General features: G+C 44.9%; 29 protein-coding genes and 2 tRNA genes. 12 read left to right on the top strand and 19 right to left on the bottom strand.

Translation table 11 applies throughout. From position 1 onward, the window contains the following. Positions 1 to 105 precede the first annotated feature (105 nt). The 3 genes from argS (at position 106) to DYD54_RS03575 (ending at position 2,752) form a co-directional block, all read left to right on the top strand. Positions 106 to 1,845 carry an arginine--tRNA ligase gene (argS, locus tag DYD54_RS03585; RefSeq protein ID WP_063513777.1) on the top strand — a complete coding sequence of 580 codons (1,740 nt, stop codon included), beginning with the start codon at positions 106 to 108 and terminating at the stop codon, positions 1,843 to 1,845. A gap of 62 nt (positions 1,846 to 1,907) precedes the next feature. After that, positions 1,908 to 2,336 carry an ASCH domain-containing protein gene (locus tag DYD54_RS03580; protein ID WP_218563638.1) on the top strand — a complete coding sequence of 143 codons (429 nt, stop codon included), beginning with the start codon at positions 1,908 to 1,910 and terminating at the stop codon, positions 2,334 to 2,336. Continuing rightward, on the top strand, positions 2,333 to 2,752 hold the full coding sequence (locus DYD54_RS03575) for an RNA-binding S4 domain-containing protein (RefSeq protein ID WP_063513776.1): 420 nt from the start codon (positions 2,333 to 2,335) through the stop codon (positions 2,750 to 2,752). Before DYD54_RS03580 ends, DYD54_RS03575 begins: the two co-directional genes overlap by 4 nt. 76 nt (positions 2,753 to 2,828) lie before the next feature. On the opposite strand, the gene DYD54_RS03570 is transcribed toward DYD54_RS03575, so the two are convergent. Further along, complete coding sequence (locus DYD54_RS03570; protein ID WP_063513775.1) at positions 2,829 to 3,065, bottom strand: YMGG-like glycine zipper-containing protein; 237 nt, start codon at positions 3,063 to 3,065, stop codon at positions 2,829 to 2,831. Between the two features lie 292 nt (positions 3,066 to 3,357). On the opposite strand from DYD54_RS03570, the gene DYD54_RS03565 reads away from it, so the two are divergent. From DYD54_RS03565 to DYD54_RS03555, 3 genes are read left to right on the top strand one after another with little or no spacing between them, the layout of a single operon-like run. After that, the gene (locus DYD54_RS03565; RefSeq protein ID WP_063513774.1) at positions 3,358 to 3,816 is read left to right on the top strand and encodes a low molecular weight protein-tyrosine-phosphatase; all 459 of its coding nucleotides are present in this window, start codon (positions 3,358 to 3,360) and stop codon (positions 3,814 to 3,816) included. Beyond that, complete coding sequence (gene murB / locus DYD54_RS03560) at positions 3,809 to 4,861, top strand: UDP-N-acetylmuramate dehydrogenase (protein ID WP_370446607.1); 1,053 nt, start codon at positions 3,809 to 3,811, stop codon at positions 4,859 to 4,861. The genes DYD54_RS03565 and murB overlap by 8 nt, the downstream gene beginning before the upstream one ends. A 6-nt stretch (positions 4,862 to 4,867) precedes the next feature. Further along, entirely contained in the window at positions 4,868 to 5,587 is a 720-nt protein-coding gene (locus DYD54_RS03555) for a YdcF family protein (RefSeq protein ID WP_084260590.1), read from the top strand. Between the two features lie 54 nt (positions 5,588 to 5,641). Here the strand turns inward: DYD54_RS03555 and secB are convergent, their stop codons facing one another. From secB to DYD54_RS03520, 7 genes are all read right to left on the bottom strand, one after another. After that, positions 5,642 to 6,079: a protein-export chaperone SecB gene (secB, locus tag DYD54_RS03550; RefSeq protein WP_063513771.1), complete on the bottom strand. Its 438-nt coding sequence runs from the start codon at positions 6,077 to 6,079 to the stop codon at positions 5,642 to 5,644. A gap of 41 nt (positions 6,080 to 6,120) precedes the next feature. Further along, on the bottom strand, positions 6,121 to 6,381 hold the full coding sequence (locus DYD54_RS03545; RefSeq protein ID WP_063513770.1) for a glutaredoxin domain-containing protein: 261 nt from the start codon (positions 6,379 to 6,381) through the stop codon (positions 6,121 to 6,123). Between the two features lie 100 nt (positions 6,382 to 6,481). Continuing rightward, positions 6,482 to 6,898: a rhodanese-like domain-containing protein gene (locus DYD54_RS03540; protein WP_063513769.1), complete on the bottom strand. Its 417-nt coding sequence runs from the start codon at positions 6,896 to 6,898 to the stop codon at positions 6,482 to 6,484. A gap of 61 nt (positions 6,899 to 6,959) precedes the next feature. Continuing rightward, the gene (rsgA, locus tag DYD54_RS03535) at positions 6,960 to 8,039 is read right to left on the bottom strand and encodes a ribosome small subunit-dependent GTPase A (RefSeq protein WP_063513768.1); all 1,080 of its coding nucleotides are present in this window, start codon (positions 8,037 to 8,039) and stop codon (positions 6,960 to 6,962) included. 119 nt (positions 8,040 to 8,158) lie between these two features. Continuing rightward, positions 8,159 to 8,249, bottom strand: a tRNA-Ser gene (locus tag DYD54_RS03530). Positions 8,250 to 8,288: 39 nt separating this feature from the next. After that, positions 8,289 to 8,379, bottom strand: a tRNA-Ser gene (locus tag DYD54_RS03525). Positions 8,380 to 8,455: 76 nt separating this feature from the next. Further along, the gene (locus DYD54_RS03520) at positions 8,456 to 9,748 is read right to left on the bottom strand and encodes an FAD-dependent monooxygenase (RefSeq protein WP_084260589.1); all 1,293 of its coding nucleotides are present in this window, start codon (positions 9,746 to 9,748) and stop codon (positions 8,456 to 8,458) included. Between the two features lie 190 nt (positions 9,749 to 9,938). Here DYD54_RS03520 and DYD54_RS03515 point away from each other — a divergent pair, with 190 nt between their 5' ends. Beyond that, the gene (locus DYD54_RS03515) at positions 9,939 to 11,111 is read left to right on the top strand and encodes an MFS transporter (protein WP_115265728.1); all 1,173 of its coding nucleotides are present in this window, start codon (positions 9,939 to 9,941) and stop codon (positions 11,109 to 11,111) included. Positions 11,112 to 11,202: 91 nt separating this feature from the next. On the opposite strand, the gene DYD54_RS03510 is transcribed toward DYD54_RS03515, so the two are convergent. From DYD54_RS03510 to DYD54_RS03500, 3 genes are read right to left on the bottom strand one after another with little or no spacing between them, the layout of a single operon-like run. Next, positions 11,203 to 12,189, bottom strand: coding sequence for a DNA cytosine methyltransferase (locus DYD54_RS03510; RefSeq protein WP_063514948.1), 987 nt, complete (start codon positions 12,187 to 12,189; stop codon positions 11,203 to 11,205). Positions 12,190 to 12,199: 10 nt separating this feature from the next. Further along, complete coding sequence (locus tag DYD54_RS03505; protein ID WP_063514949.1) at positions 12,200 to 13,084, bottom strand: hypothetical protein; 885 nt, start codon at positions 13,082 to 13,084, stop codon at positions 12,200 to 12,202. A gap of 47 nt (positions 13,085 to 13,131) precedes the next feature. After that, entirely contained in the window at positions 13,132 to 13,338 is a 207-nt protein-coding gene (locus DYD54_RS03500; RefSeq protein WP_063513767.1) for a helix-turn-helix domain-containing protein, read from the bottom strand. 390 nt (positions 13,339 to 13,728) lie between these two features. Here DYD54_RS03500 and metK point away from each other — a divergent pair, with 390 nt between their 5' ends. Both metK and DYD54_RS03490 read left to right on the top strand, forming a co-directional pair. Beyond that, a complete protein-coding gene (gene metK / locus DYD54_RS03495) occupies positions 13,729 to 14,895 on the top strand; it encodes a methionine adenosyltransferase (RefSeq protein ID WP_063513766.1) in 1,167 nt (388 codons plus the stop codon). Positions 14,896 to 14,970: 75 nt separating this feature from the next. Next, positions 14,971 to 15,312, top strand: coding sequence for a DUF3144 domain-containing protein (locus DYD54_RS03490; protein WP_063513765.1), 342 nt, complete (start codon positions 14,971 to 14,973; stop codon positions 15,310 to 15,312). Between the two features lie 43 nt (positions 15,313 to 15,355). Here DYD54_RS03490 and orn read toward each other — a convergent pair whose 3' ends face one another. Continuing rightward, entirely contained in the window at positions 15,356 to 15,946 is a 591-nt protein-coding gene (gene orn, locus DYD54_RS03485) for an oligoribonuclease (RefSeq protein WP_063513764.1), read from the bottom strand. Between the two features lie 194 nt (positions 15,947 to 16,140). On the opposite strand from orn, the gene DYD54_RS03480 reads away from it, so the two are divergent. Next, positions 16,141 to 16,770 carry a DUF2062 domain-containing protein gene (locus DYD54_RS03480; RefSeq protein WP_063513763.1) on the top strand — a complete coding sequence of 210 codons (630 nt, stop codon included), beginning with the start codon at positions 16,141 to 16,143 and terminating at the stop codon, positions 16,768 to 16,770. A 56-nt stretch (positions 16,771 to 16,826) separates the two neighbouring features. Here DYD54_RS03480 and lolD read toward each other — a convergent pair whose 3' ends face one another. Together lolD and DYD54_RS03470 are read right to left on the bottom strand one after the other, a co-directional pair. Further along, positions 16,827 to 17,501 carry a lipoprotein-releasing ABC transporter ATP-binding protein LolD gene (lolD, locus tag DYD54_RS03475; protein ID WP_063513762.1) on the bottom strand — a complete coding sequence of 225 codons (675 nt, stop codon included), beginning with the start codon at positions 17,499 to 17,501 and terminating at the stop codon, positions 16,827 to 16,829. Positions 17,502 to 17,511: 10 nt separating this feature from the next. Then, positions 17,512 to 18,756, bottom strand: a complete 1,245-nt coding sequence (locus DYD54_RS03470) for a lipoprotein-releasing ABC transporter permease subunit (protein ID WP_063513761.1) — start codon at positions 18,754 to 18,756, stop codon at positions 17,512 to 17,514. A gap of 176 nt (positions 18,757 to 18,932) precedes the next feature. Between DYD54_RS03470 and DYD54_RS03465 the strand changes: the two genes are divergently transcribed. Further along, complete coding sequence (locus DYD54_RS03465; RefSeq protein WP_063514947.1) at positions 18,933 to 19,895, top strand: hypothetical protein; 963 nt, start codon at positions 18,933 to 18,935, stop codon at positions 19,893 to 19,895. A gap of 124 nt (positions 19,896 to 20,019) precedes the next feature. Here the strand turns inward: DYD54_RS03465 and ccoP are convergent, their stop codons facing one another. Genes ccoP through ccoN form a run of 4 tightly spaced genes read right to left on the bottom strand, consistent with a single transcriptional unit; the run spans position 20,020 to position 23,409 of the window. Beyond that, a complete protein-coding gene (gene ccoP, locus DYD54_RS03460) occupies positions 20,020 to 21,090 on the bottom strand; it encodes a cytochrome-c oxidase, cbb3-type subunit III (protein WP_063513760.1) in 1,071 nt (356 codons plus the stop codon). Then, positions 21,087 to 21,269 carry a cbb3-type cytochrome oxidase subunit 3 gene (locus DYD54_RS03455; RefSeq protein WP_063513759.1) on the bottom strand — a complete coding sequence of 61 codons (183 nt, stop codon included), beginning with the start codon at positions 21,267 to 21,269 and terminating at the stop codon, positions 21,087 to 21,089. Before DYD54_RS03455 ends, ccoP begins: the two co-directional genes overlap by 4 nt. Further along, positions 21,269 to 21,907: a cytochrome-c oxidase, cbb3-type subunit II gene (ccoO, locus tag DYD54_RS03450; protein WP_046696887.1), complete on the bottom strand. Its 639-nt coding sequence runs from the start codon at positions 21,905 to 21,907 to the stop codon at positions 21,269 to 21,271. Before ccoO ends, DYD54_RS03455 begins: the two co-directional genes overlap by 1 nt. Positions 21,908 to 21,918: 11 nt before the next feature. Further along, positions 21,919 to 23,409 (bottom strand): cytochrome-c oxidase, cbb3-type subunit I, encoded by a 1,491-nt coding sequence (ccoN, locus tag DYD54_RS03445; RefSeq protein ID WP_063513758.1) that lies wholly within the window; start codon positions 23,407 to 23,409, stop codon positions 21,919 to 21,921. Positions 23,410 to 24,117: 708 nt separating this feature from the next. Here ccoN and DYD54_RS03440 point away from each other — a divergent pair. Next, positions 24,118 to 24,501, top strand: coding sequence for an SCP2 sterol-binding domain-containing protein (locus tag DYD54_RS03440; RefSeq protein ID WP_063513757.1), 384 nt, complete (start codon positions 24,118 to 24,120; stop codon positions 24,499 to 24,501). Positions 24,502 to 24,599: 98 nt separating this feature from the next. Here the strand turns inward: DYD54_RS03440 and DYD54_RS03435 are convergent, their stop codons facing one another. Beyond that, complete coding sequence (locus DYD54_RS03435) at positions 24,600 to 25,550, bottom strand: OmpA family protein (protein WP_063513756.1); 951 nt, start codon at positions 25,548 to 25,550, stop codon at positions 24,600 to 24,602. Positions 25,551 to 25,563 lie beyond the last annotated feature (13 nt).

The raw sequence follows: 25,563 nt of genomic DNA, 5'->3' as shown, positions 1-25,563 counted from the left end.
TCATGGTAAAAACCCTGTGATTGTTTTCATCGATGATTTCCCCCCCAAATTGCTAAATTTTTAGTATAATAATCGGTTTAATTTTATTCATTCGTAAGAGCCGTCATGACTATCCAATCCCTACTTCACACCCACCTACAAACCGCCATGATAAACGCAGGGGCGGACAAAGACACCGACCCTGTCATCAAGCAATCAGGCAAGCCCCAATTTGGCGACTACCAAGCCAATGGCGTGATGAGCGTCGCCAAAAAACTTGGCACAAACCCACGAGAATTTGCCCAAAAAGTGCTTGATGAGCTGGAAAATAGCCAAGCCTTGGACGGCATTGCCGAAAAATTAGAAATCGCAGGGCCGGGCTTTATTAACATCTTTCTTGACAATGATTTTCTAGCCAAGTCCGCCCATACCGCTCGCACGTCCGACCGCTTGGGCATTACGTCCGACCACACCGAGACAGTTGTCATTGACTATTCGTCGCCAAATGTCGCCAAAGAAATGCACGTTGGGCATTTGCGTTCTACCATTATTGGCGACAGCTCGGTACGTGTGCTTGAATTTTTGGGCGACACCGTCATTCGTGCCAACCATGTGGGCGACTGGGGGACGCAGTTTGGTATGCTCATCGCCTACCTTGAAAAAATGCAAAATGAAAATGCGTCCGATATGGAATTATCCGACCTAGAAGCCTTTTATCGTGATGCCAAAGCAACTTATGACAGCGATACCGACTTTGCCGAAAAAGCTCGTGGCTATGTGGTCAAACTCCAAAGTGGCGATGAATATTGCCTTGCCATGTGGCAAAAACTCGTTGCCATTACCATGAGCCAAAACCAAGCCAGTTACGAACGCCTAAACGTAACCCTAACCGATAAAGACATCATGGGCGAGAGTCTATACAACCCCATGCTCCCTGACATCGTCAAAACCCTAAAAGACAAAGGCGTGGCGGTAGAAGATGACGGGGCGACTGTGGTATATCTGCCCGAATTTAAAAACAAAGAAGGCGAGCCACTTGGTATCATCATTCAGAAAAAAGACGGCGGATTTTTGTACACCACCACCGACATCGCCGCCGCAAGCTATCGCTATCACACCTTGCACGCTGACCGTGCCATTGTCTATTCTGACACTCGTCAAGCCCAACACATGGCACAGGCGTGGGCGATTGCACGGCTTGGCGGATTTGCGCCTGATACGTTCAAATTAGAACATCACAATTTTGGCATGATGCTTGGCAAAGACGGCAAACCGTTCAAAACTCGCACAGGCGGTACGGTCAAACTTGCCGACCTGCTTGATGAAGCGGTTGCCCGTGCCACCGTCTTGATAGACAGCAAAAACCCAGACGTAACTGCCGATGAGCGGACGGCACTCATTGATGCGGTTGCCATTGGGGCGGTCAAATATGCCGACCTATCCAAGCACCGCACGACCGATTATGTGTTTGACTGGGACAGTATGTTAAACTTTGAAGGCAACACCGCCCCTTATATGCAGTACGCTTACACCCGTGTGCGTTCTATTTTTGCCAAAGCAGGGGTAAATCCTGACACACTAACAGGCGAGATTGTCATCACGGACAACAAAGAGCGAGCGTTGGCGGTCAAATTGCTACAATTTGAAGAAGCCCTACGCCAAGTCGCCAAAGACGGTACGCCCCATGTGTTGTGTGGCTATCTGTATGAATTGGCTGGGATTTTTTCATCGTTTTATGAAGCCTGCCCGATACTGTCGGCAGATGACGACACCAAAAACAGCCGTCTGCAACTGGCAGATTTGACCGCTAAGACCTTAAAAACGGGCTTGGATTTACTCGGCATTAAGACGGTTGAGAAAATGTAATTGATAAATTCAAGATTGCCATTGGGTTATCCTAATGGCAATTTTTTAAATTGGAAGCACTTATGTTTGACAAATTTGGCAATATGAGCACCGACAATTTAAACATTACCACCCTGCCCCATTGGTCATTTGGCGACAGCCCCAAAATGGCGGACGAACTTGTAGGGCTTGTCCTAGACGGCAAAAAGCGAGCCACTTGCACCGCTCTGCATTGGCATTTGGACGAGCCAGCTTATCCCGTTGGTAGCCTGCAAGTCATCACAGACGGACAAAACCGCCCACGCTGTGTTATCCAAAACACCACCCAATTCATCATTCGCTTTTGTGATGTTGATGAAAAGTTGGCACGTCAAGAAGGCGAAGGCGATTTGTCGCTTGATTTTTGGCGGACGGCTCATCAAGAATTTTTTGAGCGGTTTGGGGTATTTGATGATAAAATGTGGTTGTTGTTTGAAACCTTTGATGTTATAAAAATACTGGACACCCCATGAAAAATCAACCCAACAAAGAACCCCAAGCCCTAAATAAAGTCCGTGCCGACAAATGGCTGTGGGCGGCACGATTTTTTCGCACTCGCACCCTTGCCAAAGAAGCGATAGAAGGCGGAAAAGTCCACATGAACGGTCAAAAAATCAAAACGAGCAAAGAGCTACAAGTGGGTGACACCCTAACCATTCGCCAAGGTCATGCCAGCGTCCAAGAACAAAAAACCATCATTATCAAAGCCTTATCTGACAATCGGGGCAGTGCTACCATCGCCCAAACGCTATACGATGAGACGGATGAGAGCATTACCACCCGAGAGTTTTTTGCCGAGCAACGCAAATTACAAAACCTTGCCAGACCATCCACCAAACCCGACAAAAAACAACGTCGGGACATTGAGAAATTTAAAAATAATTGGTAATTTAAATATATTTGAATACACCAAAACAAAAAACACCGTACATAAATACGGTGTTTTTTTGTTTCTAGCTTTTAGATTATTTAGCCAGAACGTACCCTGTACCAGCGCCAACCACTGCACCAACTGCAGCGCCTTTACCGATGTCTTTACGATCACCATCGCTGCGGCTTAATGCGCCGATAGCTGCGTCTGCCATTGTGCTGGCAACAACAGAGTTGCGTGCTTGTGGGTCGTTAGCATAAGGACCGCTTGCGCAAGCAGTTAATAGTACAGTTGCACTCAATGCAGCAGTTGTTAATAATTTACGATTCATAAGATTCTCTCTTAATGTTTGGCATCATTTGCCTTGTTGTTGCCACCCTTGGGTAGTTAAATTCAAAAGAAATACAAATGTACTCTTTGGCTAATTTTGATGAAATTCCAAGAAAATTAGTTGTCTTAACAATAATCTTAAGTATATTTTATGGGATTATTTGTCGTACATTTGGTGAAGATTATTGCTAAAATCTCACGACATCACCAAAAATAGTCCAAATAATCGCACTCATTCTCAGTGCAATTTATGTTAAAATGGGTCAATTTAACACCGAAGAATTCGAATAATTATGCAGCCAACCTCCATCCTTTTTGTCTGCCTTGGCAACATCTGCCGAAGCCCTTCTGCTGAAGCAGTGATGACACACATTGCACGCGATGCTAGGCTAGACATTCGCTTTGATTCTGCAGGCACAGCAAGCTACCACATTGGTAATCCTCCTGATCCCAGGGCCATCCAAGTGGGTAAAAATTTAAACTACGATCTATCCATGCTGCGCGCTCGCCAAGTTACAGCGCAGGATTTTTATGATTTTGATGCAATCTTTACGATGGATGAGAGTAATCTGACCAATCTACTTAAAATCGCACCCAGCAATGCCACCGCCAAAGTCATGATGTTCGATGATAAGGCAGTCGCCGATCCTTATTATGGCGACGTGAGCGATTTTGATGCGATGTTTGAACATATTGAACAAGCAAGCAGACGCTGGATTGATACATGGAGAGGTGGCGATCATCGTGGCTGACATTCTCAATCATTACGACCTATCGCACAACAACACCATGGCGCTGTCTTGTACCGCGCGACATGCGATGATTCTAGATAGTAGCGACACACTGGCTGACGACATACGTCATGCCATTGATTTTGCGGCGCAGCACAGCCTACCCTTATTTGTGCTGTCATTTGGCAGTAATGTCATCTTGCCAAATGAGCTAAATGCGCTCGTACTTCTACCTAGAATAAAAGACATTAAAGTCCTTGATGATAACGCCGATAGCGTCACATTAGAGGTCGCCTGTGGTGAGGATTGGCACGAATTTGTACAAGCCTGCTTAGATAAAGGCTATTACGGACTTGAGAATCTGGCACTCATCCCGGGGCTGGTGGGTGCTTGTCCTGTGCAGAATATCGGCGCTTATGGCGTGCAAGTCTCTGATTTTATTACTAAAGTCATCGCTTATGATTTGACTGATGGTCAAAGACATGAGTTTGGGGCGGATGCTTGTCAGTTTGATTATCGACACAGTTTTTTTAAGGACAACGAAGGTCGTCATCTTATCAGTCATGTGATATTTAAGCTTCATAAAAACGAGTGCAAAACTCTAACCAACTATGGTGATCTGTCCGTCATGGCGCAGGATTTCGCCACTAAAAACGTTCGAGACCTACCGCATCCTATCGATGTCTTTCATGCAGTGGTTGCCATCCGAGAGAGTAAACTGCCCAGCCCTGCTGTTCTGGCAAATTGCGGCTCATTCTTTCAAAACCCTATCATCCCGATAGCGCAATTCAATACCCTAAAAGCTGAATTTCCCGACCTACCAAGCTATCCGATTGACGATCAAGTCATCAAAGTGCCAGCAGGCTGGCTGATTGATAAAGCTGGATTAAAAGGCAAAGGCATCGCCCCCATCCTAACACACAAAAAACAAGCTCTCGTACTAACCAATCATGCGCCTTATACTGCCACACAGGATGACATCCGCACCACTCAGGATTTTATCGTGCGCACCGTGCAGGACAAATTTGGTGTTACTTTGGTTCGCGAACCTGTGTGGGTGAAGTAGACTATCATGCAATCTTGGCGAAGATTTCTCACCCAGCTATGGCGAATGGTATTGTGCTTGACACTGACAGCACTGATTGTCGCTGTATTGCCATTTACACCAATTTTTGCCAATGTTAGTGTATTTTTCTTAGATGCCTTTAGTAGGGTGACGCTAAGCAGCCCAAAAAAACCAATCGCCATCACGGTACTGGGTGGCGGTCTGACGCGAGACGATGGACGCATTATTTTAAATCACTATAGCCAATCTCGCATTAACAGCACCTATCAGTTGCACAAAGACACAGAACTACCCATCATCACAAGTGGTGTAGAGTCGCCTTGGTTTGACGACTATCTCAGCAGTCTAAGAAAGTCCGTCACCGCCAGCGATAATGCCAGCATGAACACTTGCGAAAATGCCATCTTCACCGCCAAGCTGCTTGATCATCACGAGCTTCCAAAAAGCATCTATCTGGTCACTGACCGCTATCACATGGCGCGTGCCAGACGCCAATTCGCTCGCGCAGGTGTCGATACCACCCCACACCCCGCCCCGCTATTCATGCCGCTACGATGGAGAGACCCTAAGAATAATCTCATCCATTCGCGCCGCGCTATTTATGAGATCGCCGCTCTGGCGCGCGATATCTTTCGCCCACAAGAGAACTGTCGAACCGCTGATCAGATCACCCTAGAAGAGATCGGCACACCCAGAAGAAAACCCAGAATCTTCTCACATAACTAATCTCCAAAAAAATAAGCAGCCAAAAGACTGCTTATTTTTTATCCTAGCGGAGGCTTAGATGTTACCTTCTGCTTCTGCTTGAGCTTGTAGATAAGCTTGATCGAAGTTCACAGGTGCCAGCAGTAGCTGAGGGAAGCTGCCACGAGATACCAGATCACTGATCACTTCACGGGCATATGGGAATAGGATATTCGGGCAATAGGCTTGCTGCAAGTGAGCCAAATCTTCTTTAGGAATGTTGCGTAGCAAGAAAATACCCGCCTGCTGCACTTCTGCGATGTATGCTGTGCTGCCACCGTTTTTTACGGTAACACTAACTGTCAGAACGATTTCTTTGTGATCTTCATCAAGGTCGTTCGATGCAGTTGCTAGGCTGATGTCCATCTCTGGCTGCCATTCTTTGGTGAATACGTCTGCATTCGGCACTTCAAAAGAGATGTCCTTAACGTAGATACGCTCAAGACCTAGCTGTGGTTGTGCTTGTTCTGTCATGTTAAATTCCTATGATTATCTGGTTAAAGTAATAAAAAAGCTTAGCTGTTTAGCATCGCATCAAGTTCACCGCTTTGATTAAGCTTATTAAGCTGATCAAAGCCACCGATGAATGTCTCGCCGATAAAAATCTGTGGCACGGTGCGATAGTTATTCGTCTTGGCTGCCACTTCTGCACGCTCTTGACTACTCATGTCGTACACACTTGTAGAGACGTAATCTGCGCCTTTATCGTCAAGTAGCTTTAGCGCAGCGCGGCAGTATGGGCATTCTTCTTTGATGTATAAGGTTGCTTGTGTCATTGGATTCACTTATTAACAGTTGTGAATGATAAAATGGTCAAAATAACCAATTCTTATTTTTATCAATTGGGCCAAAAAATACATTTTCAAGCCCAAAGTGTTATTTTTTCACTTTTGCTACAGCCAATGGAAGCCCTGCCGCCTGATAGCCTTGGATACCGCCTGACAGTCGCATGAAGTTTGGCTTACCCACTAGGCTTACCGCAGCGCCCGATTGCATACCAATATCGCACACAAAAATCACAGGTTCTTCGATGGCACGCAGCTCATCTAGGTGGTTTTTTAATTCATTAAAAGGAATGTTGCGACTCCCTGAAATGTGCGATACTGCGAATTTATTGGCAGGACGAATGTCGATCACGCACGCACGATGGTTGTTCACCAGCAGGCCCAGCTCACTTGGCGGAACTTTTCTCCCGTTACGCTTACCCTCCACCATAAAAAACGCGATGATTAGTACCGCCAAAATACCAAATAAAATCGGGTGATTACCCATGAATGTAAACCAACGTTCCACGTTCGCTCCAATTTAAAAAATTCAAAAGCTTTATTATACCGATAAGTACATAAAATTGCACTTATTTTGCCATATTTCTGGCGGATAACGCCCCCATTTTGGCTTCTGCCACCAACTCATTAAAACTCTCAACGCGTCGCCCAAGAATCTCGCCGTCAGCCACCGCTTGCCAGAGCGCACAGCCTTTGGCATTCGGCGCGTGATTACAGTCGCGGAACTGACACAAGCCATTTAAAGCGATCAACTCATCAAAGCCTGCCATGATGTCATCCGCCGACAGATGCCAGATGCCATATTCACGAATGCCAGGCGTATCGATGATGCCGCCTTTATCCAGGTCGCCATCATCAAATGGCAGCAGGCGGCTGGTCGTCGTGGTATGCTGACCTAACTGCGAGCCGATGGAGATGATGTTGGTGGATTGATTGGCATCGGGTAGGATTTGATTGATCAGACTGGATTTGCCCACACCAGACTGTCCTGCGAAGATGGTCAGCTTGTCTGCCAACTGAACCCTTAATTCATCCAGACCATCATGGCTTAGGCTTGACGTCTGAATCACGTCAAAGCCGTACTGCTCACCGATCGCTTGATATTCTTGATAAATCTGCCTAACCTCCTCAAAGTCATCCAGGAGATCTGCCTTATTTAGCACCAACAGCGGTCTGACACCGCTTAGTCGTGCCACCAACAGATAACGATCGATTAGATTGGTCGTAGGCTTAGGCAATGGTGCAAATACGATGGCAAGCGTCTCAACATTCGCCGCCACGGGCTTAACTTTATTATATCGATCAGGGCGGGTGATGAGCGTATGTCGCTCAGACAACACCTCAATTCGCCCCATGCCTGCGGTTGTATCCACGCTGAATTTTACGCGGTCGCCTGCTGCCATCATCGGTAAATTGGTTCGCGTATGACAGCGCCAAACATCACCAATCTTCAATGTATTCGGCGTAGCATCTTGGGGAAAGTCAGGCAAAACATCAGGAAAATCAGTGATCTGCACATCAAGCTGCTTACCGAAATGCGATACAATCACTCCCGACACGAGAGTCCCATCATCGATGAGCGTGTCTTGGTTTTTTTGGATTTGACGGGTTTGGTTTTTGGTGAGTTTACGGCGGCGTATTAAGGACATAAATGACTTATTTGCTTATAAATTCTTTCATTCTAACGTAAATTCATCATTTGAACAATTTTTTATGGCGATTTAAAGTAATAAAAAAACCATCTAATAAATAGATGGTTTTTATATGATGGCGGAAGCTGAGAGATTCGAACTCTCGGTGGGCTACAAACCCACGCCGGTTTTCAAGACCGGTGCATTCAACCGCTCTGCCAAGCTTCCTAAGCGGTATTTCCCATAAAGGGACAAAATCAAGAATAATGGCGGAAGCTGAGAGATTCGAACTCTCGGTGGGCTACAAACCCACGCCGGTTTTCAAGACCGGTGCATTCAACCGCTCTGCCAAGCTTCCGTAGGCGTGTATTATAGCGGTTTTTTATGAAATTGCAAGCGTTTTTTAAGTTTTTACAAAAATTTTATGGCATCCGTTAAGATTTCAATCCCATGGCATAAGTCGCCACCAAAGGCTTAATTCCTGGCACTTTATCAAAGGCGATCAAACCCACATTGCGCATGAGCTTCATCACAGGATTAGGATGGGTAAAGCTACCAACGACCATATCACAGAACTTGATGACGCGCTTTTGGTCTTTTTGGCGCGCCTGCTCATAAGCACGAAGATTGGCATAATTACCAAAATCATAATCCGCATGGCGATTTTTCTCGTGCGCAAGCATATTTGCCAAGGCGTGTGCATCTCTTAGGCACAGGTTAAAACCTTGACCCGCCACAGGATGTAGGGTGTGTGCTGCATTTCCCATGATGACGCAGCGCCCGACCACCTGTCTGTGCGCCAATACTCGGCTCAGTGGATAAGCACCACGGCGCCCCACCGCCACGAAGCGACCCGCGTCACTGCCAAATACTTCTTGCAAAGTATTCATAAAATACGCATCGTCATTGAGATAGCGCTCTTCTTCACCTGCCTTGCAGATGAAGACAACCGAACGACGATAGCCTTGCGTTGTACCATCCATGCCATCGCCATGTCCATCTGTTAGCGGCAGTACCGCCAACGGTCCGACAGCGGAGAATTTCTCAATGCCGATGTGACCATGTGGCTTATCAGTCTGAGCCACGCCAACGATACCTACCTGACCATAGTCGTGTGTATCTACGCCGACCTTAAGGATCTGACGACTGATAGAATCTCGCCCATCGCACGCCACGATCAAGGGTGCGGACAGCTCTTTGGTTTTGCCATCTTGGTTAAACACAACCATCGCAAGCTTATCATCTTGGCGAATGTCGGTGACATTCGCGCCATCGATGAGCGTGATGAACTCACTCGCTTGCACCGCCAACAGCAGCTGACGACCAAGCCAAGCATTCTCCATCACTTGCCCAAAGCTCTCCACACCTTCAGCAGTCTTATCAAGTTTTGCCCGCCCAAAACTGCCAAGCTCACTGATCTCCACGCCATCGATTCGGCAGGCATGGCTCTGCAAGCTCTCCCACAACCCTATCTCGGTATAAATCTGCACCGTACGTCTTGATAGCGCAGTATTGCGACTGTCTAGATATTCAGAACGAGCAACATCATCATCCGGGCTGATGGTCGGGTATTTAAACTGCTCGATGAGCGTACTATAAATACCATGATGCGCCAACAGTAGCGCAAAAGACAGCCCAACTTGTCCACCGCCAATGATTAGCACATGGTTATTAACGTAGTTATTATTGTTGTTCGTGTCATCATAAATTTGATTGGTTTCACTCATTGCTATACATCCTCAAAAAACTGCCTAAATTGTATCACAGTCCACCCTAAAGTCGATGCACCAGAAGGATTATTTTAAAATCCATCAATCAGCTTTTGATGGTGGCAGTAATTTGATGCAAATCAACACAAAAGCGCATGGCAAGCCCCAGAAATCATGCTACAATATCCACTTTTAACCCCAGAACACCATGAATACTCAGCCCACCACCCTTCGACAGCCCACTTTCATTGAGAAATTCACCGTTGCGATGATTGGGTTTTTTGCATTTTTGCAGGTGTATTCGGTGCAGGCGATCTTACCTGTACTGATGGCGGATTTTGTCGCATCCGAGATAGCAATTGGCGTGGCGGTTGGGGCGACAGTGATGGCCATCGCGCTGATGTCGCCATTCATGGGCATGCTGTCCGATGCCTTTGGACGAAAGATATTCATCGTCGGTTCGCTGTTATTACTCGCCATACCGACCGGCATGATTGGGGTGAGCGGTACGGTGGATGAGCTGTCAATATGGCGATTCTTGCAGGGGTTGGCTGTACCAGGTATTACGGTGGTGCTGATCGCCTATGTTAGTGAAGAGTACAGCAGTCATGTGGCGCAGATGATGAGTCTATATGTGGCAGGGACGGTACTTGGCGGCTTTAGCGGGCGGTTTTTTGCAGGGCATCTGCACGAACTGATTGGTTGGCGCTATGGCTATGGCGTCATGGCGGTCTGCACACTCATCGGGGCGTTGTGGGCATTCAAAGCCCTACCATTATCAAAAAACTTCATCAAAAGCGATAACTTTAAACATTCGCTTGCTTTATTATTATCACACACCAAGAACCTACAGGTCATGAATGCCTGCCTATTGGGCGGCTGCGTCCTGTTCTCGCTCGTGGGCTGCTTTACCTTTATTAACCTACATCTGGCGGATGAGCCATATCATCTAAACGCCTCTCACCTTGCTAATATCTTCTCTTTATACTTAATCGGCATGATCATCACTCCTTTGTCAGGCAAATTCATCGCCAAGTTCGGCATGACCAATGTCATCATCGGCGCGGTGATCTGTTCTATGATTGGTCTGTTTATCACATTAAGTGCGCCGTTATGGCTGATCATTGTCGGACTGACTGTCATGTCGTCAGGGGTGTTCATCACACAAGCAGCCACCATCAGCTATATCGGCATTCATGTTACCGAAGGTCGTTCGCTCGCCTCAGGACTATATTATATGGGCTACTACGGCGGTGGCAGTATCGGCGCATGGGCGTGTGCGATTGCCTACGCCAAAGGCGCGTGGGGGCTTACGGTGGCAATGATCACCGCCGTGCAGGTGGTGGCTTTGGTGGTGGTGTGGGTACTGATGAGAAGGTAGGGTTAGAAGTAGGATTAGATAGATTGCTAACTGCAACCAAAACAAAACGACAACTTAACATAAATAACTACTAAAATCTCAGCATTGCAATTCACAACTTCTTCCGAATCGCCTTTGCAATCTCATAAGCCAAATTGACAGGCACAGCATTGCCAATCATTTTATAAGCATCATTTAAATTTTGATAAATAAATACAAAATCATCAGGAAAACCTTGCACCCTTGCCACTTCTCGCACCGTCATTCGCCGATACAAATGCTCTTTGCCCGCCACAAATTCAAATTTATCAGCTTCTACTTTTTGCATTTTGGGGGCTTGTGGGTGTAATTGACATTGCCGTCCAGACGCTTGCACGGTAAAACCTTGTTCATTCCACGCTTTGACACGATTTCGGCTCATAAAAATGGGCGAAAACCCGCCAATAAAATATTCATTATGATTAACGGCTTGTGGATTTTTTTTATTATTTTCCAATGCAGGAATGGCGGTTTCTTGCAAATCCCAAATAATGTCTTTTAAAGTAATTTTATCTTTATCGTGGGTGGTTGAACCGATTGGAAATTCAAAATGGATATTTAAATCTTTTCTAAATCCAATATAAAAAACCCGCTTGCGTTCTTGTGCCACGCCATAATCTTTGGCATTAACCATTGTTAAAGTAACATCATAACCGCATTCATCAAAGTGTTTTAAAATATTTTTTACCGCTTGATTATGGCGATTGGCAAGCATTCCACTGACATTTTCCGCCAAAAAGAATTTGGGCTGTTTATTTTTTAAAATACGAATATAATCAAAAAATAATTGCCCACGAGCGTCATCAATGCCACGCAATGCCCCTGCTTCTGACCACGATTGACACGGTGGTCCGCCAATAATGCCGTCAATATCATCGGGAAAATCACTTTCTTTGATTTGGCGAATATCGCCTTCTATGAGTTTGGTTTTGGGGTGATTGGCTTTAAAAGTTGCCCAAATGCTTTTGTCGTATTCATTGGCAACCACAATATCAAACCCTGCTTTTTCAAACCCTAAATCCAATCCGCCACAACCGCTAAATAAACTGATTATTTTCATTTTACTCACACTACTCATACACATATCTCATTAAACAGTTATTCTCATGTATATCATCTGTATTTTTAACGCCCAATTCCTGCAAACAAGTTAATAATTTCTTAGCTGAATCCAAGCCATTAAATGTAAGCGGTCTATCAAATACCAAATTCGGCACAAGCTTATTATCTTGGACGGACCACTCTACCTGCACTGCAAGCGAGCGATTACCATCATATTTAGATTTAAAGGTTCGGTAATTTAACGCTTTACAGGCAAAATAGATATTTGGACAACGCTGAATATATTCATCTATACTTTCCAATTTGCTCAATACATCTTCAACATCATCAAAATCATCGCCAGTCAAGATATAATTTGCTACACCCGAATTTGGAATCACCTCCCCATTAACGAAAGCATTTTTCTTATTTACTGATAAATTATTTCCACTTAATACATCTTGATATTGCTTATGACTCAAAATAATCTGACCAGATAATTCTCCACTTAGCTTATTCATTAACTCGAACTTCCATCCAAGCGTAATCGCTCCCATCTCCGTTCTTTTAAATTTTGATTTAAAGATAAGCTTTCTACCTGTGAACTGAGATTGAATTTGGATTGTTGAATTTTTAATGACATCCCTCCAATCATCGCCAAATAATTGTTCAGCACGCTCAGCTCTAATTTTATTTTCAAGAAAATCAGCATTATCCTTTTTGTAAGAAATTTTAACTTCGCGACTATCATTTTGATTTTGAAGTAAGATATAAATATCGGTTTTCGCTTCGCCACTGGTCGGTCTAGGTTTACCAACTGATGTCACAGTATATTTTTGCCCTTGAAAATTTACACTTTCGCCAACAACAAACAAGCTTTCAATCCATCTTTCTGATTTACTAAAATTAGTCACAATAGACTCCATGCAATTATACCAAAATTGTTGCTTATAATCAACAATTACATATCTTGAAAAAATTCACAAAATGACACATCTAGTGTATTTAAAATCTTTTCTAAATTTTTTAAGGAAGGATTGCGTTTGCCTGACTCAATTCCTGCCAAATAAGTGCGATCAATATTTGCTTGTAAGGCAAATTTCTCCTGACTCAGTCCTTTTGCCTTGCGAAGTTCACGCACTCTCATGCCAACCTGCTGTAAGATCATACACACCTACTTATTTATAATGATCGGAGCTGTGAAATTATCCTTTTTTGTTGTCTATAAAACAACGGATTATAAGCAACAAAAAAATTCTTTTGTTAGTTTGTAAGACTCATTTGGTTTTTAAAATCCATATGCAATCAAAGTACATACCCAGAACCCACACCATTTTTCATCACTATATGAAAAATTTTCATTAGCAATTTCCCCAAAAATATCTTATAATTCTCCCCCAAATACCTTGTGATTTTAGCTGTATTAGCTTTTATCAATACAGTCCTGACCACACATCGTAATTCGCCTTGTGCATTCGGTCGTCAGATCATTTTGTCAAGCCTAGAAAAGCCACCAAAATTCACACAATTTTTTATCTTTTTTATTAAGTGATTTTTTATGAACTATCAAGTATTCACTTCAGAATCCGTCTCAGAAGGTCATCCTGATAAGATGGCAGACCAAATCTCCGACGCATTGCTTGACGCCATCTTAACTGAGGACAAAGACGCACGTGTCGCCTGTGAGACCCTCACCAAGACTGGCGCCGTGGTGTTAGCTGGCGAGATCAGTACTCACGCGAACATCGACATTGAAGGCATCGTACGCGCCACCGTAAATAAGATTGGCTACAATCACAGTGATCTAGGCTTTGATGGTAATAGCTGCGCGGTTATTAACATGATTGGCAAGCAATCCCCTGAGATCGCTCAAGGCGTGGACAGACAACGCCCAGAAGACCAAGGTGCAGGCGATCAGGGTCTGATGTTCGGCTACGCCACCAATGAGACAGACGTGCTGATGCCAGCGCCAATCCAGCTAAGTCATCGCTTGATGGAGCGCCAAGCGCAGCTTCGCAAAGATGGTACATTAGACTGGCTACGCCCTGATGCTAAGGCTCAGATTACCCTACGTTATGACTCCAATCACAAGCCACTGGCTGTCGATGCATTGGTATTATCAACACAGCATCACCCAGACATCAGCTATGATGCACTCAAAGAAGCCGTCATGGAAGAGATCATCAAGCCTGTCATTCCAAGCGAACTGCTACACAAAGATACGCTTTATCACATCAACCCAACCGGTAAATTCGTCATCGGCGGCCCTGTTGGCGATGCTGGTCTGACAGGTCGCAAAATCATCGTTGATACTTATGGTGGCATGGCACGCCATGGCGGCGGTGCTTTTAGTGGTAAAGACCCAAGTAAAGTCGATCGCAGCGCCGCCTATGCAGGTCGCTACGTGGCTAAGAACATCGTCGCGGCAGGTTTGGCAGATCGCTGTGAGATTCAGGTATCTTATGCCATCGGTGTCGCTGAGCCAACCTCAATCTCTGTGAACACCTTTAACACAGGTAAAATTAGCGATAACGAGATCGAACGCTTAATCCGTGCGCATTTTGATTTGCGACCTTATGGCATCACTCGCATGCTTGATCTGCTACAGCCTATGTATGAAGTCACCGCAAGCTACGGCCACTTTGGTCGTACTGGCTCAGACCATGCGTTCACCTGGGAAAAAACCGATCGCGCTGATGCACTGCGTGCTGATGCAGGGTTGTAATTTTATACATTATCGCAATATAAAGGGTGTTTGACACCCTTTTTTATTTAAATTTGACAATATCTGGACATTCACATGACTGAACAAACCCAAGACAACAAACCAAGCATCAGCCCAGAAGAATTTAACGCACAAATGACCGCATTCTATGAACGTGCTGACGCCTTTATCAACCTAGCCAACAGCCAACTGTCGCCACAGTCGCACGCAGGACAAGTTGGCTCATCTTTGCTATATGCTGCAGCCCGTTACAGCGCCTCTGTGGCATCGATTGGCTTTACTAAGGGCGCAGACTTTGAAAAAGAAAAAGATGACATCATCAAATTCTACACCGCTCAGTATGAACAAATGCTCTCGGACAACCTTGATGATTACATCAAAAACTTTGATAAATACACCAACATTGGTAAGCAATAAAAACAAAAACCGCTATCAATTAGCGGTTTTTTAATTATATGGCTTAATCAAGCAATTTAAAAAAGTGTTCACGATAATGGCGCAATTCACGTATCGAATCACGAATATCATCCAGCGCCAAGTGCGCACCGCCTTTTTGGTAGCCACTTGCTACATCGGGACGCCAGCGATAGCACAGCTCTTTGATACTCGATACATCCAGATTGCGATAATGGAAATAACGCTCAAGTCGTGGCATCTGACGCGCCAAGAAACGACGGTCTTGACAGATGGAATTACCACACATCGGTGACACCCCTTCATCACACCACTTCGCCAAGAATTCCAGCGTAACATTCTCGGCATCCTCTAAGGTCATCGTGCTGCGACGCACGCGATCGATCAGTCCTGACTGACCGTGTTGCTTCTTATTCCAGTCATCCATGCCATTTAGAACAACATCGGACACCTTAATGGCAACCACGGGTCCTTCTGCCAAAATATTCAGATTGTCATCTGTCACGATGGTGGCGATTTCGATGATCTCATCGTTCAAAGTATCCAAGCCTGTCATCTCAAGATCAATCCAAATCAGGGCTTTTTTGGTGGGTTTTTTGGATGGCTTGGGATGCTTGATGCGTACTTTATCGTTCATTTTTGACTCTTTATGATATTTTGTGAAATGATACAGCGCATTTTATCATACCTTAGGCAGGCTTTGCAGTTAGGATGGATATTTTTGCCAAATAATGATTGTGGTTTTGAGATTTGCCACCATATACATAAAAAGACACTTCATGATGGTGTTCTTTTTTGATATAATTTCCTTTTTTCATTCCATGGACAGACATGCCTAAGCAGAAACTAAAAAAATGGCTACCAACTCCCGAGAAGCTCCGTGAAAGCCGAGTTATCGGATGGTTTGCGCCGTTTTTGGCTGACCCTCGCCTTTGGCAGATGAATCGCGGTGCGCTCACGCGTGCGGTTTATATTGGCGTGCTATGCGCATTTTTTCCACTGCCTGGTCAGATGCCGCTTGCCATCGCTGGCTCCCTGCTGCTGCGTGCAAATATCCCTATGGCTGTGGCACTGACTTGGATCACCAATCCCTTAACCACCATTCCTGTGTTTTGGTTGGCTTATTCTGTGGGTGCATTCTTGATTGGCGAGCCGATGATTGGCATTCGTACAGTTGGCGTGATCGTTGCAGATTTCTCATTGTGGATGACGGGACATGGGGTCAATCCTTTCTCCAATCATCTTTTCTCTCTGAAGGCCTTCATCATAGGGCTTATCGTCTGTGGCGTTGTCACGAGCATCACGATGGGGCTGTTATTTAACTTTGTATTACAATATCGTATCATCACCAGCTGGCAAAAACGGCTTGGCTATAATGCTAGCGCACCGCGTTTTCAGACCCAAAAAGGTCATAAACTACGTGACGCCAAAGACAAGGAACCAGAAGATTTCTCCATCTGATTCACCCAATAAAAAAACGCCTTAATCGGCGTTTTTTATTTCATTACAGGTAATAATTAAACCCATTGACCGCTTCGCATCTCAAGCTGTCTGTCCGCCATGGCTGCCAGGCTTCTGTCATGAGTCACCATAAGAAGCGCTGTTCCAAAGCTGTGCTGAAGCTCAGACAACAAGTCAAACACCGCACGGGCATTATCATCATCCAGATTACCCGTAGGTTCATCTGCCAAGATCAGTGCAGGATTCGTCACGAGCGCACGAGCAATCGCCACACGTTGACGCTCACCACCTGACAGCTCGCTTGGTCGATGATGTGTTCGATGTGACAGACCAACTTTATCAAGTAAAGCGTTTGCCTTATCTCTCGCCTCGCTGATGGGGAGGTCTTTGCGCATGAGAAGCGGCATCGCGACATTCTCAGCAGCGGTAAATTCAGCAAGCAGATGATGGAATTGATAAATAAAACCAAGATACTCATTACGCAAGTTACCACGCTCAGTCTCATTGAGCTTGCTTAAGCAATGCCCTTTAATCCATACCTCGCCTGTGGTCGGCATGTCAAGCCCGCCAAGCAAGTGTAGCAGCGTACTCTTGCCCGAACCACTACTACCCACGATGGCAACACGCTCACCAGCATTGATCGTCAAGTCTAGACCGGTCAGTACGGACGTTGTGATTTTACCCTCATCATAGACCTTGCTGATGTTTTTAGCTTCTAAAATTACACTCATCTCATCGTCCTTATTCATAGCGCAATGTCTGAGCAGGCTGAATGCGCGCAGCTCGTAATGCAGGATAAATCGTCATCGCAAAGCTAAGCAAGAAAGATGCAACCACAATAATAACCACATCTGACACTTTAATATAAGATGGCAAGAAATCCACAGGATAAGCACCTGAAGTCATCAACGACACACCAAACAGCTCGCTGATGTACACCACAATGTCATTTACCGTCAGAGCCAGCGTCACGCCTAGAATCGTACCAAGCACCGTGCCAATTACACCAATTATCATCCCTTGAACGATGAACACCTGCATGATCAGCTTCGGCGATGCTCCAAAAGTCTTTAGAATCGCGATGTCCGATTTCTTATCAGTCACCAGCATGATGAGACTTGAGACGATGTTAAACGCCGCCACGATCACAATCAAGAACAACAGCAGCCCAATGATAGACTTCTCCATCTTAATCGCATCGAACAGATTGCCATGCGTGGTTGTCCAGTCATTGGCGAACAACCTATCACTGTCGAGGCTGGCGGCTTGATTGGCGGCTTGGGGCGCTTTAAAAATATCATTCATCAGCATGCGAATGCCCTGCGCACCCTCTGGCAACCTTAGCATAACGCCAGCGTCACGCATCGCCACAAAGCCCATCAGCCCATCCACTTCTTTACTGATGTTAAAAGTGCCCACGACCGTAAAACGTTTAAATCTAGGAATCACCCCCGCCGCTGATGGCGATGCTTCTGGCAATACCAAAGTCACCTTATCACCCAGACCCACGCCCATCGCCTGCGTCATGCTCTCGCCAAGCACAATACCAAACTCACCAGCTTTAAGGTTATCAAGGCTGCCTTGGGTGATATAATCGTCAACGATTGAGACGTCCTTTTCAAGGCTTGGCTCGATGCCCGATACCATCACACCTGACACCTGCCCATTCGCCGCAAGCATCCCTTGCAGCTGAATAAATGGCGCGGTCGCCTTTACGTTTTTATCATTCTCTGTGATCTGCATGGACAGCTGCTGCCAGTCTGGAATGATCTCATAAGACATGACAGAAGCTTGTGGAATCATACCAAGTATTCGGTTCTTAATCTCCCGATCAAAGCCATTCATCACAGATAGCACTGTAATAAGCACCGCCACACCCAAGGTCAATCCTATCATTGAAATGAGTGAAATAAACGAAATAAAGCCGTTTTTACGTTCAGCTCTGGTATATCTTAATCCGATAAATAAAGCCAAAGGACGAAACATATCAATTTCTCAAAATAAATAAACACCATAGTTTACACCATTTGCACTGTTTTGACAGCGATTTTAAGAAGCTTTGACAAATTTTCACAAAATTTCGCAAGATTGGTGATTTTGGCTTGATTTTTTGTATTAAATCCCTTATTAAAGTATCAAATTTTTTTTAGAATATGACTACAATCATGAATCAAATACGCTACACTTACAAGCACGAAGTACCACCAACCAAGGTTGACTTGCCTTGCGATAAGAACGCAGGTCATGGCGATCACTGGGCGATCTTGACGGATAATATCGCAGAGGATGTGCCAAATTGGCTACAATCGATGCTAGAGACAGCCACTATCCCAAGCGCCCTCACTCAAGGTCATCCATCGGATAATAAACTACTCATTGCCAATGGCACACCTTGTCATATCAATCAAATCCTAAAGCTTGAAAATGGCACCCCTCAAGCATTCATTAATGCTTTTCCCGCTGTAGATAGCCCGTATGGCGTTGAGTGCCACATCGAGCGCGTCATCCGCTGTGACTCGACCTCTGATTCTATTTTACGTCTAAAGACAACAGATGGTGCTGTCATCTATGCCTTTGATCAGCTATACGCGATCAACCGTACAGAATATAAGACGCCGAAGACTTATTATGTGAATTTTAGCGCATGGGCGTATAACATCGAACCTAGCGATCAGGACGAGACGATTCTCATTGAAGATCCTGATGCCATTCGTTACCATCGTGCATTTAATGACATCGTTAGCAATAACGGCGGTGAAGTACCGGATAATATCGATGAGCAGATTCTTGCGTGGCAGCCTACAGATTTGGCAGAAGGTGAGTCTTTAGCACCTGTTGAGATTAATTATGGTCATAGCTGCATTTATCTGTTCGGTGAGACCTTTGGTCAAGAAGATGAAGCATGGTGTCAAGGTCAAGTGCTAGGCATCAGCCACACCAAATTCTTTGATAAAGACATCACGCTATTTGATGTTGTGATTCTGCGCGAACCTGATGCTCAACCATTGGTGGTACGTATGGCAGCACCAACTACCGATAAGACCGCCGCCATCCAAATCCATGATTATATTCAAGCAAATATCTGGCTACAGGCTGCAATTTACGCCGACAACCAAAAACCTTAAGGGTAATTAATAACCAAAGAACCGACATTGATCGGTTCTTTTTTATATCCATTGATACGCTTTATAGGACAATAAAAAGAGCCGAATATTCGGCTCTTTTTTGCTGACTCAACAAAATATTTGATTATTCAGTTGGGTTCTGAGATAGTGAACGAACATAAGCTGCAAGTAGCATGATACGCTCATTACCTAGCTTAGTTTGCCATTCCGGCATCACACCTGAACGACCATGACGAATGGTGGTGCGTATCGATTCACGGTCGCCACCAAACAGCCAAATGTCGTCTGTCAGATTGGGCGCGCCCATCGCTGTCAGACCTTTGGCATCGGTACCATGACACAGCACACAATTTTGTTCAAAAATGGCTTTGCCCTGGGCAACTTGTGCTTGGTCTAGCTCATAGCCATTTTGATTGCCTGACAGGTCAAGGACATATTCGGCAGCAGCACGCACACCAGACTCGCCCAGCTGCTTTTGCCATGCTGCCATCGCACCAACTCGACCGTTGTGTAGGGTCAACAAAATGTCTTGAGCTTCGCCGCCATACAGCCAGTCGTTGTCGGTCAGATTCGGATAACCCAAACCACCTTTGGCATTTGAGCCATGGCACAAGGCACAGTTTTGTAGGAATAGACGGTTACCGATTTTTTGAGCTTCAGGGTCAGCTGCTAGCTTATCCACGTATGGTGCTAGTAGTTTAACTTGCTCATCAATCTGAGTTTGTAGTTCAGCTGACGGTTCAGCCTCACCTTTCTTCTGAGATTGAAGCTCGGTTAGCTTAGCTAGTACCGCAGTTGCTTCAGAAGCGCCCGCATTCGCCAAAATGCCTTGTTCAAAGTTCTCATTGAAAACCTTGTTGTTGGCTTGTAGCTGGCTGTTTAGCTCGTTTTCTGATGTCCAAGGTACTTCTTGACCATCAACTTCAACCGTTGTGATGCCTTTCCAAGCATGTGGTTGAATTGCCGGGAATAGGATAAAGTAACCCAAACCCCAAATTAGAGTACCAAAGAAAATCACAAGCCACCATTTAGGCAATGGCTTATCATACTCTCTAATACCATCGTATGAATGTCCTGTCGTTTCATCTTCTTCTAAGACAGGTTTGGTTTTTAGTGTCCACATTAGCACGCCGAAGATAAATAACCAGCAGCCTAATGATAGGACAGTAATCCAAGAACTCCAAAAAAAGCTCATTGTGTATCCTTAGTGCGCTCATTTGATGACAAAGACTTTAACGTCTTGTCATCAAGCGCAAGTTGTGCGTCTTCTTCAAAGCGTTTTCTATTTTTAGGTGAGTAGGCCCACCATGCGATGGCGATGAAAGCAATGAACGCCGCCACCGTCGCAATACTATGCAAAACGCCCCAGTTCATTAGCGTTGACCCTGCATGGCGATGCCAAGCTGCTGCAAGTAAGCAACCAATGCATCAAGCTCGGTCGCACCTTGTACTTGGTCAGGTGCTGCTTCGATGTCTTCTTCGGTATAAGGCAAGCCAAAACGGTCTTTAAATAGACGCATTTTTTGCTGTACTTTAACACCATCAACCTCATTCTTGGCAAGCCAAGGATAAGCAGGCATCACCGAATCAGGCACAACAGAGCGCGGATCGATCAAATGGTCAACATGCCACTGGTCTGAATAACGACCGCCCACACGAGCTAGGTCAGGACCAGTACGCTTAGAACCCCATAAAAATGGGTGGTCCCAAGTTGATTCCGCTGCACGGCTATATGGTCCGTAACGCTCAACTTCTGCACGAAGTGGACGCACCATCTGAGTATGGCACACATGGCAGCCTTCGCGAATATAGATATCACGACCTTCAAGCTCTAGCGCTGTCCAAGGACGCATGTTCGGCAAAGGCTTGTTCACACCACCTTTTTCAGGTGAGTTCTCGTCAAAGATTAGCGGTACAATCTCAACTAAGGTTGCAAAGCTAATCGCGATGACGATAAAGATAACGAGTAAACCCGTGTTTTTCTCGACGATTTCGTGAGTGATATTTGACATGACTCTCCCCCTTAAGCCTTGACAGTGTCGTTGTCAAACACTTCATCACGACCAGTATTTACTTCATCTGGCTCAGCGATTGGTTCTGGAATGCTAGGCATTTTGATGGTTTTGTAGCAGTTATATGCCATAACTAACATACCTGCAACATACAGACCACCACCTAGTGCACGAACCACGAATGGCCAATGTGATACCACAACAGTCTGGATGAAGTCATACGCCAAAGTACCGTCTGGGTTAGTGGCACGCCACATCATACCTTGAGTGATACCTGAAATCCATAGCGCAACGATATACAGAACTGTACCAGTGGTTGCTAGCCAGAAGTGTACGGTGATTAGGTTTGTTGAGTACATTTTTGCCTTGTTCCAGATACGTGGCAATAGCACATAAATAGAACCAATGGTAATCATACCAACCCAGCCTAAAGCGCCTGAGTGAACGTGACCAACTGTCCAGTCAGTGTTGTGACTGATGGCGTTCACTGCTTTGATAGATAGCATCGGACCTTCAAAAGTACTCATCGCGTAGAACGACAATGCAACAATCAAGAAACGAATGATCGGGTCAGTTCTTAGTTTGTCCCAGCTGCCTGATAGTGTCAATACCCCGTTAATCATACCACCCCAAGAAGGTGCGAATAGGATTAGCGAGAACACCATACCCAATGACTGAGTCCAGTCAGGTAGCGCTGAATAATGTAGATGGTGACCACCTGCCCACATGTATGAAGCGATCAGAGCCCAGAAGTGAACGATAGACAGACGATAAGAATAAACAGGACGACCAACTTGCACAGGAATGAAATAATACATCATGCCCAAGAATGCTGCTGTCAAGTAGAAACCTACCGCGTTGTGACCATACCACCATTGAACCATGGCATCTGTTGCACCGCCATATAGCGAGTATGATTTCCACATACCCACTGGAATGGCAAGGTTATTCACGATGTGAAGTAGTGCAATGGTAATGATAAACGCTGCAAAAAACCAGTTCGCTACGTAGATGTGCGAAGTCTGACGCTTAATCAGCGTGCCAAAAAAGACAACGGCATAAGCCACCCACACCAATGCAATCATGATGTCAATCGGCCATTCTAGTTCCGCATACTCTTTAGCGGATGTAAAACCCAATGGCAATGTAAGCACAGCAGCCACAATAACCGCTTGCCACCCCCAAAAGGTAAACCATGCCAAATAGGGTGCGAACAAACGTGTCTTACAAGTGCGCTGTACGATGTAATATGATGTTGCAAAAAGAGCCGAACCACCAAACGCGAAAATAACCGCGTTGGTATGTAACGGTCTTAAACGTCCAAAGGACAACCAAGATGTATCAAAGTTAAGTGCTGGCCATGCTAACTGAGATGCGATAAACACACCCACAGTCATGCCAACGATACCCCAAAATACCGCCATGACAGTAAAGAAACGCACGATGGTGATTTCATATTCATGGTCAACATTCGGGGCTACTGCTGTGTTATTTAGACTCATTGGATATTTTCCTGTGCAGCCCGATTTATTTAGCGAGTTTTATTGTTTTGGCTAGTGCGTCAGCATGGCTGTCTAATTTGCGATAAACAATAAAATCGACGCTTTTTGATTCATATCTGTATATTTTAACGCAAAGCGCCACAAATATCATCACATCAAAGCGAGTAACAGCAAAAAATCCTTAATTTTTATAAGGAAAACACAACAAAGATAGAAAATCTTAACACTGTATGCGTTTAGCTTGCTTCTCAGATGAGTGGCTTAGCTTGCGTTGAGTGAATGTTCAATTCATCCACAAAGATTAATTCCATACTGATAATGTGGTATTACCAGTACTTTTCACCTTTTATTATACAACACAAATGTAATTTTTAGCGCATCTTTTGTAAAAATATTTGGATTTTTTGGCAATAATTTGACGTTTTTGGCTAATTTTCATCATTTTGACATGATTTAAAACAATTAAATACTAATTTTATGCTTAATATTGAGCATAGATCTATGAAACATCCAACACTTATTATCCAATAAATCTTTATCTCCTTTAATTATTGCAATTCCGATATTGCCACTACTCCGCAAAATCCGTCATCTATCTGTTTAATTGCATGATTTTAGTAACTGTTATTAATTAGCTGCTTTTATACCCGTTTTTGATTTATAATGCGTTCACGTTTAACTTATCCATCTATTCACAAGGAGAATAATATGGCGCAATTTCTATCTCAAACTTGGTTCGATGAAGTGGTGGCTCTTAACGCACAGTCGGGCGAACTTAATCTGCCGCCTTCGCTTGACTCGCTAGTTCTAAATGCCACTGTCGAACAAAGCTCACCCACCCTACTCCACCTAAAGAATGGTAAAATCCATCAAGGTCATACCGATGGCGCAGTCAGCACTATTACCATCGATGGTGATACATTAGGTAATATCATCAAGACAGGCGACACCAGCCTTGCCATCGAAGCATTCATGATGGGCAAGATTCGTGTTGATGGCGACATGAGTGCGGTCATGGCATTACAGTCTGCCAAGCCAAGCCCTGAACAAAAGGCATTATTTAAACAGATCTTAGCGATTACTGAATTCTAATCCTATCCTAATCATAATTAAGCTAACATTTCATCAATCATTTCAAAGGCAACAAAAAACCGCCCATAAGCGCGGTTTTTTGTTGTTTGAACTTAAGATTATTGAGCTTGGTTGAAGTTCTGATAATCTTGGTTCATTTGGATTTGCTGAGTACCGCCATTTTGAGTGAAGGCATATACAGCAACGTTCACTTCTACGCGACGGTTTGGCTGCAAGCAGTCGATCAATGCTTGACGTGGTTGGTTGTCAGAGCACTGATGGATTTGTTGCAGTTTGCCTGCGCCCGCTGCAGACATTGTCGCTGCGTTCACACCACGCGAGATTAGGTAAGTACGAACAGTCTCGGCACGACGTTGTGATAGCGTCATGTTGTATTCGTGGCTACCTAGACGGTCAGTGTGACCTACTAAGTGGATGCGGCTTTCACCACGTTTTTCCCACTCTAGTAGCTGACGAGCCAGTTCGTCAAGCTTCGCGCGACCTGCAGGTAGCATGTCTTTGAGTTCATATTTATCAAACTTAAATAGTGCGTCTGCTTCTAGGTTGATACGCTCATTAATGATTTCAACTGGTGCAGGTGGTGGTGCTACTGGCGCTGGTGCTGGTGCTGGAGTATTGATGATGATTGGCTGAGGTGCTTTTGGCGGCTTGGCATAAGCAGCACACTCTTTTGGCAACCAATAAAACTCTTGACCACGGAAGTTTTCATCAAAAATAACTTTATACTGACATACCTTAACGCTGTCATCAGCCTTATAAAACTTCATGATATAGTCCCACTCACGAGCACGGTGTGATTCGTTAAAGTGTGGGCGACCAATCAATTGATACAATTCATCTTTGGCAATACCAGGGCGAATCTTCATCAGATTTTCACGATTTGGAAACTGCCCATCTTTTTGCCATGCATCATCTAGTTTTGGAAAATAGATGTCTTCGGCGGCAATGGTGCCTTCACTGGTGATATTTTGGCTGATTTGCTTAGTGCCCATACAGCCTGACAGTGCAAGCATTGCCACAGCAGCACTTAATGTGGTAATTTTTTTCATAATAGTATCCTAG

This window comes from Moraxella ovis (assembly GCF_900453105.1).
Classification (GTDB): domain Bacteria; phylum Pseudomonadota; class Gammaproteobacteria; order Pseudomonadales; family Moraxellaceae; genus Moraxella; species Moraxella ovis.
Note: the sequence above shows the minus strand (reverse complement) of the source record. Positions and strands in the feature narration are given on the sequence as shown.

Bases quoted from the DNA above. Each gene is read 5' to 3' on its own strand.
- DYD54_RS03435 (WP_063513756.1), bottom strand. From the start codon at position 25,550: ATGAAAAAAATTACCACATTAAGTGCTGCTGTGGCAATGCTTGCACTG.
- rsgA (WP_063513768.1), bottom strand. From the start codon at position 8,039: ATGTCCTTAATACGCCGCCGTAAACTCACCAAAAACCAAACCCGTCAA.
- DYD54_RS03480 (WP_063513763.1), top strand. From the start codon at position 16,141: ATGCCTAAGCAGAAACTAAAAAAATGGCTACCAACTCCCGAGAAGCTC.
- DYD54_RS03580 (WP_218563638.1), top strand. From the start codon at position 1,908: ATGTTTGACAAATTTGGCAATATGAGCACCGACAATTTAAACATTACC.
- DYD54_RS03490 (WP_063513765.1), top strand. From the start codon at position 14,971: ATGACTGAACAAACCCAAGACAACAAACCAAGCATCAGCCCAGAAGAA.
- DYD54_RS03565 (WP_063513774.1), top strand. From the start codon at position 3,358: ATGCAGCCAACCTCCATCCTTTTTGTCTGCCTTGGCAACATCTGCCGA.
- secB (WP_063513771.1), bottom strand. From the start codon at position 6,079: ATGACAGAACAAGCACAACCACAGCTAGGTCTTGAGCGTATCTACGTT.
- DYD54_RS03520 (WP_084260589.1), bottom strand. From the start codon at position 9,748: ATGAGTGAAACCAATCAAATTTATGATGACACGAACAACAATAATAAC.
- DYD54_RS03575 (WP_063513776.1), top strand. From the start codon at position 2,333: ATGAAAAATCAACCCAACAAAGAACCCCAAGCCCTAAATAAAGTCCGT.
- DYD54_RS03510 (WP_063514948.1), bottom strand. From the start codon at position 12,189: ATGAAAATAATCAGTTTATTTAGCGGTTGTGGCGGATTGGATTTAGGG.
- DYD54_RS03545 (WP_063513770.1), bottom strand. From the start codon at position 6,381: ATGACACAAGCAACCTTATACATCAAAGAAGAATGCCCATACTGCCGC.
- DYD54_RS03470 (WP_063513761.1), bottom strand. From the start codon at position 18,756: ATGTTTCGTCCTTTGGCTTTATTTATCGGATTAAGATATACCAGAGCT.
- ccoP (WP_063513760.1), bottom strand. From the start codon at position 21,090: ATGAGCTTTTTTTGGAGTTCTTGGATTACTGTCCTATCATTAGGCTGC.
- DYD54_RS03500 (WP_063513767.1), bottom strand. From the start codon at position 13,338: ATGATCTTACAGCAGGTTGGCATGAGAGTGCGTGAACTTCGCAAGGCA.
- argS (WP_063513777.1), top strand. From the start codon at position 106: ATGACTATCCAATCCCTACTTCACACCCACCTACAAACCGCCATGATA.
- lolD (WP_063513762.1), bottom strand. From the start codon at position 17,501: ATGAGTGTAATTTTAGAAGCTAAAAACATCAGCAAGGTCTATGATGAG.
- ccoN (WP_063513758.1), bottom strand. From the start codon at position 23,409: ATGAGTCTAAATAACACAGCAGTAGCCCCGAATGTTGACCATGAATAT.
- orn (WP_063513764.1), bottom strand. From the start codon at position 15,946: ATGAACGATAAAGTACGCATCAAGCATCCCAAGCCATCCAAAAAACCC.
- metK (WP_063513766.1), top strand. From the start codon at position 13,729: ATGAACTATCAAGTATTCACTTCAGAATCCGTCTCAGAAGGTCATCCT.
- DYD54_RS03440 (WP_063513757.1), top strand. From the start codon at position 24,118: ATGGCGCAATTTCTATCTCAAACTTGGTTCGATGAAGTGGTGGCTCTT.
- ccoO (WP_046696887.1), bottom strand. From the start codon at position 21,907: ATGTCAAATATCACTCACGAAATCGTCGAGAAAAACACGGGTTTACTC.
- DYD54_RS03555 (WP_084260590.1), top strand. From the start codon at position 4,868: ATGCAATCTTGGCGAAGATTTCTCACCCAGCTATGGCGAATGGTATTG.
- DYD54_RS03515 (WP_115265728.1), top strand. From the start codon at position 9,939: ATGAATACTCAGCCCACCACCCTTCGACAGCCCACTTTCATTGAGAAA.
- DYD54_RS03455 (WP_063513759.1), bottom strand. From the start codon at position 21,269: ATGAACTGGGGCGTTTTGCATAGTATTGCGACGGTGGCGGCGTTCATT.
- DYD54_RS03570 (WP_063513775.1), bottom strand. From the start codon at position 3,065: ATGAATCGTAAATTATTAACAACTGCTGCATTGAGTGCAACTGTACTA.